The sequence below is a fragment of the Streptomyces sp. NRRL F-6676 genome (assembly GCF_000725625.1).
Lineage (GTDB): Bacteria > Actinomycetota > Actinomycetes > Streptomycetales > Streptomycetaceae > Streptomyces.
In genome coordinates this window covers 98,842-112,920 of the sequence record NZ_JOHS01000001.1, presented here as the reverse complement: position 1 = coordinate 112,920, position 14,079 = coordinate 98,842, and the positions used below count along the sequence as shown (strand labels likewise).

Below are 14,079 nucleotides of genomic sequence, written 5' to 3'. Positions count from 1 at the left end.
ACGATGCGGAAGAGGGCGTTGGTGGTCGGGCTCGGGATCGCGGGAATGTCGGCGGCGATCGGGCTGCGCCGGGCCGGCTGGACGCCGGTGATCGTCGAACGGGCGCCGGAGCGGCGCACCGGGGGCTACTTCGTCGGACTGTTCCCGGAGGGTGTGCAGGCCGCGGCCGACCTGGGGATCGCCGACCACCTGCACACCCGCAACCCGGAACGGGCGGCCGGCGCGAAGGCGTGGTCGGTGGACCGCCGGGGCAGGCGCAGGCCGGCTCTGGGATTCCTCGATCAGCCCGGGGAGCCGGCAGCGGTGCTGCGCGGGGACATCGAGGCCGCGCTGTGGCAGAACATCAGCGGCATCGAGGTGCGGTTCGGGACCACTCCGGTCGAGATCACCGAGGGTTCTGACGAGGTGCAGGTGCTGCTCGAAAAGGCCGACACCGGTACGCAGTACCGCGAGAGCTTCGACCTGGTCGTCGGCGCGGACGGGCTGCGCTCCAGCGTGCGCCGGATCGTGTTCGGTCCGCACGAGGACCACCTGACCACGTGGAACGCGATGATCTGCGCCTTCCAGCTGAAGGAGCAGGTGCCCGCGTACGAGGCGAGCGACAGCGTCATCATCGCGCGCGCCAAGCGGGCGGTGTGGGTGTTCGGGCTCGCCGACCACGCGCCCACCGCGCTGCTCACCTACCGGACACGGAACCCCCAGGAGCAGTTCAGCGGCTCGCGGGTCGAGCGGCTGCGCGCGGTCTTCGCCGGGATGGACGACCCCGTGGTGCGCCACGTCCTGGACTCCCTGGAAGAGGCCCCTGACCACCTGTTCGACTCGGTGCACCAGGTGCGGATGGAGCGGTGGAGCACGGGGCGGGTCGTGCTGGTGGGGGACGCGGCCTGGTGCATGAACCTCTACTCGGGCATGGGCGCCACGTCCTCGCTGCGCGGCGGCGCCGCACTGGGCGCGGCCCTGCGGGAGCATCCCGACGACCTCGACGCCGCCCTGGCCGCGTGGGAGACCGGGCTGCGTCCGTTCATCACCAAGCACCAGCGCACCGCGCGGCTCAAGCAGCAGATGTTCGTCCCGTCCAGCCGTCGGGCCGAGGCGCTGCGCTCGGTCCTCCTCGGTCTGGCCCGCAGGATCCGCGGCCGCCGGCCGGCGACGGAGGTGGGCGGGCCGCAGGCCTTGGCGCGGTCCGGCACGTCGCGGTGACGACGGTGTCCGCGTCGAGGAGGGAGGATGCGTGAAGCCGGAGCCCGGTGCGTGTGCGCCGTGCATCGAGGTCACCGGCTGTTCGGTGGGGGGAGAGTCAACGTGGGTGTGCGGCAGGGTGCGGGCGGCGTCGGTGACGACGAGCATCGTGACCCGCTCGACCAGCGCATGAGGCAGGCAGGTCGAGTGCGGCAGGACAGGGAACCTGGCGCCGCGTCCTCCGGGACCGCGGGCGCTGCGCCGGCCGGCCCGCCGGCCGGCCCGCACTGGCAAACACAGCGGGACGCCGTCTTCATCCGCCGCATCCTGTGACAAAGATGTGAAGAATTGCCACCGCGAGGCCGTCGGCTCAGCCCTGGTGTTCACCTTCCGGATATGCGGGTGATCATTTTTCGCCATACATCAGACCCCAGTGGATCTCCACGGATCCAGGATGCATGCTCGCTGGAGCGGAAAGGTCCGTATTCAATGGACCGGACCTTTCCATTCGGTGGGACATCGTTACCCGAAGCGCACGCCACCGTCCTCCGGGCTTCCTGCCGAAAGCTCCAGCGCTACAGGAGGTTCGGTGGAGACAGCAAAGTCCGTCGCCAGCACCCGCATCGACTCCGAACACCGATTACCGTCGTCCGCCCGCCCGGCGAAGGAACTGCGTTTCGATCTGCTCGGGCCCGTTCACGTACGCGTCGACGGCGCGGTGCGGGACGTCGGCTCCCCGCAGGCGCAGGCGTTCCTCGCCGTCCTGCTGCTCCAGCCCGGACGGACCGCGACGCTGGCCGAACTGGTCCACGGCATCTGGGGCGACGAGCCGCCGGACACCGCGGTGGCCGCCGTCCGCACCCACGCCTGGAAGTGGCGCCGTTTCCTCGAGACCTCCGGTGTCGGACGGGACGCCCTGGTGTCCAGGGGGGACGGTTACCGGCTGACGCTCACCGGGCCCCTGACGGACGTGGAGGAGGTCGAGGGGCTCTCCACCTCGGCCGCCGAGGCCCGCACGCGCGGGTGCCTCGAAGAGGCCGACACCCTGCTGAAGGTGGCGCTCGGCCGCTGGTACGGCGAGCCGCTCAACCGCGTCCCCGGTGACTTCGCCGCCCGCCAGCGGGCCCGGCTCACCGAGTTGTCCACGGCTCTGAGCGAGGAACGCTGCGACATCCGGCTGGCGCTCGGCCGGGCCTCGTTCGCCGTCCCGGACCTCATGGTGCTGACCGCGGCACATCCGCTGCGGCAGCGGGCGCACCGCCTGCTGATGCAGGCCCTGCGCGACACGGGACGGCAGCACGAGGCACTCGCGGTCTTCGACCGGATCCGCCGGGCGCTGGCCGAGGAGCACGGCATCGATCCCGAACCCGAGCTGGTCCGGATGCACCAGCGGATACTGGCAGGGGAAGGACTGGCGGAAGCACCCTCCCGGGGCACCACGACAAAACCGGCGCCCTGGCCGCCCCAGGCGCTGCCCAGTTGGCCGGTGCCGCATCAACTGCCGCACGCTGTCGAGGATTTCGTCGGCAACGAGCAGGCGTTCTCCTGGGTCACCGAGACCCTGCTCCAGCTCCGCCGCACGGGCCCGGCGATCGTCACGGTGACCGGTGTGCCGGGCAGCGGAAAGTCCTCGCTCGCGGTACGGGCCGCCCATCAGGTCCAGCGCGCCTTTCCCGACGGGGTGCTCCACGCCGATCTGATGGACGAGGGGAAGCGGGTGGCGCCCTCGTCCGTGCTGCACGGCTTCCTCGTGTCACTGGGTCTGCCGCGGGCCGCCCTGCCCGACGGACTGAGCGACCTGTCCGCGTTGTTCCGTTCGATGACCGACGGACGCCGACTGCTCATCGTGCTCGACGACGCGCACGACGCGGCGCAGGTGCGGCCGTTGCTGCCCGGCAGCCCGCAGTGCGCCGTCCTGGTGGCCGGCACCCGTCTGTTTCCTGGGCTGCCGGTGACCCGGCGGGTCCGGCTCCGGCCGGTCTCGGTGGAGGAGTCGCTCGACATCCTCGCCTCCGTCATGGGACATGAACGCCTGCGCGAGGAACGGGCCGCCGCCTCGGAGCTGGTCGAGGTGTGCGAACGACTGCCGCTCGTGGTGCACGCGGTGGGCGACTGGCTCGCGATCCATCCGGATCTGTCATTGGAGACGCTGGTGCGCCAGATCCACGACGACCCGGGTTACCTCCTGTCGCACTGCGAGACGGTGCGCGCCTGCTTCGAGAAGAACTTCCGGCAGCTCGACCCGGGACTGGCCTGGGCCTGGACCCGGTTGTCCTGGTCCACCGGCTGCCTCACGGCGGCCTCGGCCGCCCGGACCCTCGGGGTGCCGCACGCCGGTGCCGAGATGCTGCTCGAACGGCTCGCGGACGCCTCGATGCTGGAGCGGCAAGCCCACCGCGGTTACGTCTTCTCGGCCCTGCTGCGGCAGTTCGCCCACCACAAGTACCCCCTTCCGCAGACCGTGCCGCACCCTCCCCTGGTCGCCTGAGTCCGCGTCCCGCAGCCGGCCGGAGCCCTCGCGGGACCGCTCGCCCCCCGGCCCGAGCGGTCCCGTCGCCCGCCCGTTCACCCTCTGCGACGGCCCGATTATCGACCGCTTATCGCCGTCGGCGCACCGTGCGTACCGTAGAAGAGGCAGCGGGCGTTCCGCTTCCGAGTACCGCGCCCCCGTCCCGCGGCTCCGTACGGTCCCTCGGAACGGAGCGCCGCCCCCCGTCCCTTCCTTCTCCCCGTCCGCGCCCGAACCGGATTCCACAGCCGCTACTCGTGCCGGACCACCGGCACGGGTCATCGAGATGAGCCGGAGTCATGAACAGTCCTCCGCGAGGCCGTACGGGTAATCACGCATCAGGGTGAAGCCGTCGGTCCCGCGGCCGAGTTGTGTCCGACGGAACGGACGACAAGAGCATGGGCTCGGCGTGCGACGGCTCGACTTTCGACAGCGGCCCCTGAACGCGACAGACGTATCCATCACTTCGTTCACCGTGAACAAGAAGTAGTCGAGGTGTGTCTCCTCATGTTTGCTTCCGCCGATGTGGTTCCCGACCGGTACGACGATCAATTCCGGTCGTCCAGGCTTTCCTTTCTCGACGCCGTGACGGATCACGCGCGCGCCGATCCCGGGCGCACCGCCGTGGTCGACGGCGGGCGGTCCCTGAGTTACGGCGAACTCCTCGCCGCGGCGGGCGCGTTGTCGGACTCCCTCAGGGACACCTGCGGGGGCCGCCCGGTGGCGATCCGTCTCCGCCGCGGTGCGGACCTGGTGACCGCGCTCCTCGCGGCGACCGCGACCGGAGTGCCCTTCCTCGCCGTCGACCCCGAGGCACCGGCGGAGCACACCCGTTCCGCACTGGCCGGGGCGGGCGTGCGCGCCCTGGTGACCGCGGGGCCGGTTCCGGCGGAACTCGCGGACTTCCTCACGGTCCCGCCCCGCTCCGGCTCGGGACCCGGCCCTGCCTCCGGCCCGGACGCCGGTCCCGGGGCGACGGCTACCGCTGCCGGCGGCACAGGACCGGCCGGCTATCTGGTGCGGACCTCCGGTTCCACCGGCGCGCCCAAGCTCGTCGAGGTGTCCGGCTCCTCGCTGGAACGGCATGCCCGGACGATGGGCGAGGTCTACGGGATCAAGCCGCAGGACCGGGTCCTACAGCTCGCGAACCCGGCCTTCGACGTCGTCATCGAGGAGGTGTTCCCCACCCTGGCCGCCGGCGCGACCGTCGTGGCCGCGCCCCACCCGGTGCCCGCGCCCTCGGAGTTGACGGAGTTCCTCGCACACCACGGGGTCACCGTGCTCAACCTGCCGACGCCCTACTGGCGCGAGTGGGTGGCGGAACTGGACTGCGGCGGCCGGCGGGTGCCCGAAGCGGTGCGGCTCGTCGTCATCGGCAGCGACATGGGTGACTGGGACACCGTCCGCCGGTGGCGCGGCCACAGCGGGGCACGGCTGGTGAACGCCTATGGCGCGTCGGAGACGACGGTCACCTGCGCGGTGTGGGAGTACACACGGGAGGAGGAGCGCGCCGGGGCGCTGCCCGTCGGCCGTCCGCTGCCCGGTGTGAAGGCGTTCGTGCTGACCGAGGACGGCTCGGAGGCCACGGCGCCCGACACCGGTGAGCTGTACATCGGCGGCTGGTGCCTGGCCGAGGGGTACCTCGGCGACGCCGAGCGCACCGGCGCGGCCTTCGTCCCGCATCCCTCGGACCCCGCGCTGCGGCTCTACCGGACCCGGGACCGGGCGCGCCGCGACGCCGACGGTGTGATCACCGTGCTCGGCAGGATCGACGGCGAGGTCAACATCCGCGGCCACCGGGTCAACCCGTCCGAGGTCAGCGCGGCGCTGCTGAGGCTGGACGGCGTGTCCGCGGCCCACACCGTCGTGCGCCGCGACGGCCGTGGTGAGGACAGGCTGACGGCCTACGCCGTCATGACCACGCGCCAGGACGGTCCGGCGCTGCGCGAGCGGCTGGGAGGGCTGCTGCCCGGCCATCTCCTGCCGGGCGAGGTGATGGTGCTGGACGCGCTGCCCGTCACCGCCAACGGCAAGGTCGACGAGACGTCGCTCCCCCGGCCCCGGGAGGTGTCGCCCACGCCCGCCGTCGCGCCGGCGACCTCCGCGGACCCGAGCGCGCTCATGACCGCGGAGGAACTCGCCGGCCACATCGCGGGGTTGTGGTCGGCCGAGCTGGACGGTGCCGTGGGCGTGGACGACAACGTGTTCGACCTCGGCGCCCACTCGCTGATGCTCGCCGGGGTCAGGCGCCGGCTCAGCGCCGACCTGGGACGCGAGGTCCCGAGCGTCGCCCTCTTCACCCACACCACGCCGCGGGCGCTCGCCCGCTTCCTGCACGAGGGCGAGGCCGCCCCCGGCCCCTCCGCCGCACGGCCCGCCGCACCCAACCGGCTGCGTGCCCGCCGCGCCTCGGGAGGCAAGCGATGACCGGACCCGGACCGGACGCCGTCGCCGTCGTCGGGCTGGCGGGACGCTTCCCCGGCGCCGCGGACGTGGACGAGCTGTGGCGCAACCTGCTGGCCGGAACCGACACCATCACCCGGGACGGGCGCGGGGCCTTCGGCATGCTCGACTCCCCCGCCCGCTTCGACGCCGCGTTCTTCGGCTACTCACCCGCCGAGGCGACCACCCTCGACCCCCAGCACCGCATCCTGCTGGAGTGCGCCTGGCACGCACTGGAGAACGCCGGCCACGACCCCCGCTCGGTGCCGGGCCGGGTCGGTGTCTACGCGGGCACGGGCCAGACCGACTATCCGGAGAAACTGATCGCCCATCGCGACAGCGCCCCCGCACGGCACGAACTGGGCAGCGACTACGTGATCAGGCTGGGCTCCGCCGTCGACTTCGCGACCAGCCGCATCAGCCACCGACTGCGGCTGACGGGCCCCGCCGTCACCGTCCAGACGGCCTGCTCGACCTCGCTCGTCGCCGTCCACACCGCGATCCAGGGCCTGCTCGCCGGGGACTGCGACCTCGCCCTGGCGGGCGGCGCCACCGTACGGATCGACCCCGAGCTGAGCGGCCAGGACGAGGCCGGCCTGGTCGCCCCCTCCGGACAGTGCCGTCCGTTCGACGCGAAGGCCGAGGGGACGGTGCCCGGCAACGGCGCCGGCTTCGTCGTGCTGCGGATGCTCGACGACGCGCTCGCCGCCGGGGACCCCGTGCACGCGGTCATCACGGGCTCCGCCATCGGCAACGACGGCGGTGACAAGATCGGCTTCACGGCACCGAGCGTGCAGGGACAGGAGCGGACGATCCGGGCCGCGTTCGGCGCCTCGGGGCTGCGGCCGCAGGACATCGGCTACGTCCAGGCGCACGGCACCGCGACACCCCTGGGCGACCCCATCGAGGTCGCCGCGCTCAACCGCGTGTACGCCGGTGACGTGCCTCGCGCGGCGCCCTGCGTGCTCGGCTCGGTGAAGAGCGTGATCGGCCACACCGACGCCGCGGCGGGCGTGGCCGGACTGATCACCGCGATCCTGGCGGTGCGGGAGGGAATGATCCCGCCCACGGCCCACTTCACCGACCCGAACCCCGAACTCGACCTCACCGCCGTGCCCTTCGAGGTCAACGCCGAGGCCGTGCCGTGGCCCGCCGGCCACGGACCCCGGCGCGCCGCGGTCAACTCGCTGGGACTGGGCGGCACCAACGCGCACGTCCTCGTCGAACAGCACATCGCCGAGGAGCGGCCCGGGTCCGCCTCCCCGGAACCCGAGGTGCTCGTCCTCTCGGCGGCCACCGACAGCGCCGTGCGCACCGCCGCCTCCCGGATGGCCGAGCACCTGCGCCAGGACACCGGCGGGCGGCTCGCCGACATCGCCTTCACGCTACAGACGGGCCGTGCGCGCTTGCCCCACCGCCGTGCGGTCGCCGCGCTGACCGCGGAGGCGGCCTCGGCCGCCCTTTCCCGGCAGGCCGGGGCCGTGCCGCCGCCCGCGTCCTCGGTGGCGTTCGTCTTCCCCGGTCAGGGATGCCAGCACCCCGGGATGGGTACGGACCTGGACCGCGGCCGGCCCGCCTACACGGCCGCGCTCGACGAGTGCGCCGCGGCGCTCCGCCGGCGTCTCCCGGACGCCGATCTGCGGCGGATGATCTCCTCGCCCGGGCTGTCCTCGGACATGGTCGCCAGTCAGATCGGCCTCTTCGCGGTCGAGTGGGCCACCGCCTCCCTGTGGCGGTCGCTGGGCGTGGAACCGGACATCGTCCTCGGACACAGCCTCGGCGCCGTCACCGCCGCCTGCGTGGCGGGCAACCTGTCCCTCGACGACGGCATGGGGTACGTGGTGGACCGGGCGCGCCTGCTCGCCTCCCTGCCCGCCGGCACCATGCTCGCCGTGGCCGCCGACGACGAGGAGATCGCCGCGACCGTCCCCGCCGCGACCCTCCGCGAACTGGACGTCGCGGTGGTCAACTCCCCGCGCAACCGCGTGCTCTCCGGTCCGGCCCACCATGTCGAGGCGGCCGCGGCCGCGCTGACCGGGGCCGGTGTCGACGTCAGGACCCTGCGCGTGGCCGCCCCCGCCCACTCCCGCCAGATCGACACCGTGGCCGGGGAACTCGCCGCCGCCGTCGCACACCTGAGCCCGCGTCCGCCGGCCATCCGCTGGATCTCCGACCACACGGGGACCGACCTGTCGGCGGCGCAGGCGGCGGACCCGCAGTACTGGGTGGCACACGCCCGCGGCACCGTCCGCTTCGCCGACGCCGTGGGCACGCTCCTGGCCTCGCCCGACACCCTGGTACTGGAGGTCGGTCCCGGCCACACCGCGAGCGCGCTCGTCCGGCAGCACCCGGACTACGACGGGCGCACCGTGCGCACGAGCCTCCCGCATCCCGTGGACGACAAGCCGTCCGACCTGCATTTCGCCGAGGCCGTCGCCGCCCTGTGGAGCACCGGCATCGAGGTGGACTGGAGCGCCTGGCACTCCTCGCCCCGGCGCCGCGTGCCGCTTCCCGGCTACCCCTTCGAGGGCAGGGAGTTCGGACCCTCGTCGCCCGTGGTCCCGCACCGTGCCGAACCCGCCCCGAGGGCGACCGGGAAACGCCGGGACGACGTCGAGGCGGTCGTCGCGGAGGCGTTCTCGCGTGTGCTGGGCATCGACGGCCTCACGGCCGAGGACAACTTCTTCGAGCTGGGGGGCGATTCGCTCATCGCGACCCGGGCGGTCGCCCTGCTCACCGAGGCACTGGGCCCCCGCGCGGAACTGACCGTGCGCACCCTCTTCGGCACGCGCACCGTCGGCGCGCTCGCCGCGCGGCTGCGCGAGACGACGAGGGCGTCCGCATGACCGCTGCCCCCGCCCTGCTGCCCCTCAGACGGAACAGGGACTTCCGCCTGCTGTGGTCGGCGTACACCGTCACGACGGTGGGTTCCCAGGTGAGTGTCATCGCCCTCCCGCTCACGGCGGTCCTGGTGCTCCATGCCGGAGCCTTCGAGCTGGGTCTGCTGATGTCGGTGCAGTACCTGCCGTTCCTGCTGATCGGACTGCCCGCCGGCGTCTGGGTCGACCGCTACCGCCGGCGCGACGTCATGGTGTTCACCGACGTGGCGCGGGCGGTCGTCCTCGGCCTGGTCCCGCTCCTCATGTGGCTCCGCCCCCACCTGGCCGTCCTGCTCCTCCTCGCCTTCGCTCTCGGGGCGCTGACGGTGCTCGGCGACGTCGCCCACCAGTCCGTCCTGCCCGAGCTGCTGCCGGTCTCGCAGCTCACCGAGGGCAACTCCACCCTCACGGCCTCGTCGAGCGCCTCACAGTTCGCCGGGCCGTCCCTGGGAGGGCTGCTGGTGCAGGTGCTGAGCGCTCCCCTCGCCCTGCTCGCCGACTGCGTGTCGTTCCTGGTCTCGGCGGTCCTGGTGCGGCGGCTGCCCGGTGCCGAGCCGGAACCCGCCGCCCTGGACGGCCGGTCGACGTGGAGCGCCGGCCTGGAGGGGCTGCGCCACGTGTGGAACCATCCGCTGCTGCGGCCCATCGTGCTGTGCACCGCGATCGCCAACTTCTTCGACCTGTTCGGCATGATCCAGGCCGTCCTGGTGCTGTTCGCCGTGCGCGAGCTCGGGCTGTCCCCCGGCACCTTCGGCCTGGTGGTCGGCTCGGCGAGCCTGGCGATGGTGACGGGATCGGTCCTGACCCCGGGACTGGTGCGCCGGCTGGGCTTCGGGACGTCCCTGCTGCTCGCCGCCGTCCTGCCGGGAGCGGCGCTGCTGCTCCTGCCGATGGCCACACCGTCCGGCGCCGTACCCCTGCTGGTGCTGAGCCTGGCGATCTCCGGATTCGCCGTCGCGGTGTACAACATCAGCCAGGTCAGCCTGCGCCAACACGTCACCCCCCTGGCGATGCAGGGCAGGATGAACGCTTCCATCCGCTTCCTCGTGTGGGGCACGATCCCCGCCGGCACACTCGTCGGCGGCCTGCTCGGGGAGACCCTCGGCCTGCGCCCGACACTGCTGCTCGCAGCCCTGGGCAGTGTGCTGTCCGCCCTGCCGATCGCTCTGTCCCCGGTACGGAAACTGCGCTCGGTGGACGACGTGCCCGCCGCGACCGAGCCGGAAGAGGCACGAGATGAGTGACGACACCCGCATTCCCTGGTTCACCGGACGCACGGGCGAGGACCACCCGTGCACCCTGTACTGCTTCCCGCACAGCGGCAGTTCCGCCGGCGAGTACATCCGTCTGTTCCACCCACTGCGCACGCGCTTCGCCGTCCGCGTGCTCCAGCTCCCGGGCCGGGGGGTGCGGCTGGACGAGCCGGAACTCCTCGACATGAAGACCCTGGCGGCCGCCGTGGCGGACGGGCACGACTTCACCGCACCGTACGTGTTCCTCGGGCACAGCCTGGGGGCACTGACCGCCCACGAGGTGACCGGCCGGCTCCTCGACCGGGGCGCACCCGCGCCCCTCCGCCTCATCGCCTCCGGCTCCCCCGCCCCCCACCTGCCCCCTCTCAAGGAGCCCGCCCGGCACCTGCCCGACCGGGAACTGGCGGCCCTGCTCGGCCGGCAGCACAGCCCGCTGCCGGCGGAGATCCTCGCCGATCCGGAGGTACTGCGCCTGTCGTTGCGGGCGTTCCGTGCCGATCTCACCGTCCTGGAGACACGGATGCCCTCCCCCGTCCCGGACACACCGTGGCCGGTGCCCGTCACCGCCCTGCGCGGCCGGGACGACTACGTGCCCGAGGAGCACGCCCGCCAGTGGGCCGCCCACACCGCCCGCTTCACCCACCGACAGGTGCCCGGCGGCCACTTCCCCTTCCGCGACGACGCCGAGGCCTACCGCGCGGCCGTCGACGCCCTGGTGACCGAAGCAGTGCACGACTACCAAGAGGGACGGAAACGATGACCGACGTGCACCACGCGAGCAGCCTGCTGGAGGAACTGAACCGCGGCAGGCCGGCCTGGCCCCTGCTCGCGGACTTCCCCGAACAGGACGAGGAGGACGCCGCGAGGGGCACCGCCGCCGTCCACGACGCCGCGGAGGTGCTGCGCGGCCTCGTGGACGTGGCGGAGGTCGAGCGGACGCGCTCCCTGCCCCCCGACTGGGTCAAACCCCTGCGGGACGCCGGACTCTACGCGCTCACCACGCCCGAGAGCCGCGGCGGCCGCGGTCTGTCCCCGTACAACGCCTACCGCGTCATCAGCGCCCTCGCCCGGCACAGCGTCCCACCCGCCGTGTCGGTCGCCGTGCACACGGGCTTCGGTTCCTCCGCCTACCTCCCCCTCCTGCCGGACGGCCCGCTCAAGGACACCATCGCCGAAGCGGACGCGGCGCAGATGATCTCCGGCGACGCCGACACCGAACCCACCGGCGCGGCGAACAGGCGGCGCGCCACCACCGCGCGGCTGGACGAACAGGGCACGCACTACGTCCTGGACGGGCAGAAGGTCTACATCCAGAACGCCCCCGTGGCGGGCCTGCTGCGGGTCTCCGCGACCATCGTGGGAGGCGAGGACGACGGACGCGTCGGCCTCTTCTTCGTGCCCACCGACCTGCCGGGCATCGCCGTCGGCGAGCCGCACTCCTTCGTGGGCCTGCGGGGTGTGCCCAACGCCCCGCTGTCCCTCACCGGGGTGCGGGTGCCCCGCGCGTTCCGCTTCGTGGTCGACCCCGCCCTGAGCACCGAACAGGAGTGGCGGTTGCAGAACCAGCTCAACGACGTCAGCGTCCGTGCCCGGATGTACGCCATCGCGGCACCCGCCGCCGCGCTGACGGCGCTGTGCCAGGACATCGCGCGCGACTTCCTGCGTGGCCGCCGCGTCGACGGACTCGAGCTCGCCGCCTACGGCGGGATCCAGGACATCGTGGCCCGCAACGCCGCGGACATGATGGCGCAGGAGGCCGTGGCCCGCTGGTGCCTGCTCACCCCGGGCGATCCGGCGCGGGTGCGCCGCGAACAGATGGCGGCCAAGAACATCACCTCCCTCACCTGCTGGCGTGTCGTCGAGCGCACCCTGTCGCTGCTGGCCGCGCGAGGACTGGAGACGGACGAGGGCCTCGCCTCGCGCGGCCGGCCGGGCCACGGGATGGAACGGGTCTGGCGGGACGCGCGCATGCTGCGCGTCTCCGGAGGCGTGGACTTCTTCGTCGATCACTTCTACGCCGTGAGCAATGTGTTCGGCCCCTGGTACGAGGACTCCGCTCCCGCCACCCCCGCGCCCCTGCCCGAAGCGGCCACCCCGCGGGGCCTGTCCCCGTCCAACGAGCGGCACTGGGCGGACATCGGCGCACACTCCGCGTGGTTCGCCGAACGCTGCCGCACCCTGGTGGCCGCCCACCCCCGGCGCGCCGACCTGGAGAGGCGGCAGGACCTCACGATCGCCGCCGGCCGGTTCTCCTGCGAACTCCTCACCGCCGCCCTCACCCTCGGCCGGGCGGCGAAGTCCGGCACCGAGCGGGACCAACTCGCCGCGGACGTGTACTGCACGGCGGCGGACACCAGGCTGGCCGGCCTGGCGCACCGACTGGACCATCCCCGCGACCCCGGGGCGGCCGCGGCACTCAGCCGCCTCGCGCTCGCCGGCGAGTAGGAGGAGAAAACGGTGACCCTCTCGTCAACCTCGACCACCGACCATCCGCTGACCCCCTCGCAGCAGATCGTGTGGCTGCACGAGGACCTGTTCCCCGACAGCCGTGCCTACACGTTCACCGCCGCGCTCGACCTGTACGGCCCCCTCGACCACGAGGCACTGCGCTCCGCCATGCGGCACGTGATCGCCGGGCACGACGGTCTCCGTCTGCACCTCGTCCCCGGGAGTTTCCCGCCCCGGCAGCGGGTCGGCGCACCGGAGGACCCCGACATCGAGGTCGTCGACCTCAGCGGGGAGCGGGAACCGGAGGCCGCGCTGGAGAACCTCCGGGACGCACTGCACAACAGGCCCTTCGAACTGAACCGGGGGCCCCTGATCCGATGGCTCCTCGTCGTGCTCGGCCCCGGACGGCACCGGCTGCTGCAAACGGAGCACCATCTGGTGCACGACGGGATGTCCTTCGCGCTCACCCTGCGCGACCTCTTCGGCACCTACGCCGACCTCGTGCGCGGGAACCCGCCGCGGCGCCTCGCCTCCCGCTCCTACGTGGACTACCTCGGGCATCCCTCCCACACCGACGAGGACGCCTACGCCAGGGCGCTCGGCCACTTCCGCTCGGTGCTCGACGGAGCCGACTTCACCGGTCCCTTCGGCGCACCCTCCACGTCGGAAGGCATCGCCGGCGGGCAACTGCGCACCTCGGTACCCGCCGACCTGGCCGCCGCGCTGCGCGAGCGGGCGAAGCGGGACGGCCACACCCCGTTCACCGTGCTGCTCGCCCTGTTCGGAGAGACCGTCAAACGGTGGACCGGCAGGCCGGACTTCACGGTCGGCACCGCGGTCGGCAACCGCCCGGAGGGGTTCACCGACTGCGTCGGCATGTTCGTCAACACCCTGCCGCTCCGGCTCGACCTGCGGCATCCCGGGCCCGCGCGGGACCTGCTCGACGACCTGACCGAGCAGCTCATGGACAGCCTCGCGCACCATCAGGCACCGATCCAGCGGCTCACCCGCGACCTCGGCCGCAGATCCGCCTCCGGACTGGACAACCCGCTGTTCAGCCTGATGTTCAGCGCACACGACGCCTCGCTCCCCGCACTCGACCTGGGCGGACTACGCGTCGATCTCGTCGAGGGCATGCCGAACGGCACGTCACGGTTCGCACTGGACGCCGTCCTCATGCCCGACCACCGCCGGAGCCTCACCCACCGTGATCACGCACCGGGAATGCTGATCATGTGGGACTACCAGCTCGCCTTCTTCGACCACGACGACGTCGAGACGTTCGCCAAGGACCACCTCGCGCTCCTCGCCTCGTACCTGCGTCACCCCGGCGCCCCGCTCGCCCAGCTGTAACTGACGACGGAAGAGA

The 14,079-nt window shown here is 72.7% G+C and carries 8 protein-coding genes; all 8 read left to right on the top strand.

Annotated features, from left to right (window positions below; genetic code table 11):
- Positions 1 to 3 precede the first annotated feature (3 nt).
- The 8 genes from IO29_RS00445 to IO29_RS35410 all read left to right on the top strand — a co-directional run bounded on the left by IO29_RS00445 (position 4) and on the right by IO29_RS35410 (position 14,063).
- Positions 4 to 1,200 (top strand): FAD-dependent monooxygenase, encoded by a 1,197-nt coding sequence (locus tag IO29_RS00445; protein WP_030378129.1) that lies wholly within the window; start codon positions 4 to 6, stop codon positions 1,198 to 1,200.
- 568 nt (positions 1,201 to 1,768) lie between these two features.
- A complete protein-coding gene (locus IO29_RS00440; RefSeq protein WP_051707081.1) occupies positions 1,769 to 3,667 on the top strand; it encodes an AfsR/SARP family transcriptional regulator in 1,899 nt (632 codons plus the stop codon).
- A gap of 606 nt (positions 3,668 to 4,273) precedes the next feature.
- Complete coding sequence (locus tag IO29_RS00435; protein WP_158709263.1) at positions 4,274 to 6,115, top strand: non-ribosomal peptide synthetase; 1,842 nt, start codon at positions 4,274 to 4,276, stop codon at positions 6,113 to 6,115.
- Entirely contained in the window at positions 6,112 to 8,976 is a 2,865-nt protein-coding gene (locus tag IO29_RS00430) for a type I polyketide synthase (protein WP_051707078.1), read from the top strand. The genes IO29_RS00435 and IO29_RS00430 overlap by 4 nt, the downstream gene beginning before the upstream one ends.
- A complete protein-coding gene (locus IO29_RS00425; protein ID WP_051707076.1) occupies positions 8,973 to 10,253 on the top strand; it encodes an MFS transporter in 1,281 nt (426 codons plus the stop codon). The genes IO29_RS00430 and IO29_RS00425 overlap by 4 nt, the downstream gene beginning before the upstream one ends.
- The gene (locus IO29_RS00420) at positions 10,246 to 11,022 is read left to right on the top strand and encodes a thioesterase II family protein (protein ID WP_051707074.1); all 777 of its coding nucleotides are present in this window, start codon (positions 10,246 to 10,248) and stop codon (positions 11,020 to 11,022) included. The genes IO29_RS00425 and IO29_RS00420 overlap by 8 nt, the downstream gene beginning before the upstream one ends.
- Positions 11,019 to 12,707, top strand: a complete 1,689-nt coding sequence (locus tag IO29_RS00415) for an acyl-CoA dehydrogenase family protein (RefSeq protein ID WP_051707073.1) — start codon at positions 11,019 to 11,021, stop codon at positions 12,705 to 12,707. The genes IO29_RS00420 and IO29_RS00415 overlap by 4 nt, the downstream gene beginning before the upstream one ends.
- A gap of 12 nt (positions 12,708 to 12,719) precedes the next feature.
- Positions 12,720 to 14,063 (top strand): condensation domain-containing protein, encoded by a 1,344-nt coding sequence (locus tag IO29_RS35410; protein ID WP_030378122.1) that lies wholly within the window; start codon positions 12,720 to 12,722, stop codon positions 14,061 to 14,063.
- Positions 14,064 to 14,079: the final 16 nt, after the last annotated feature.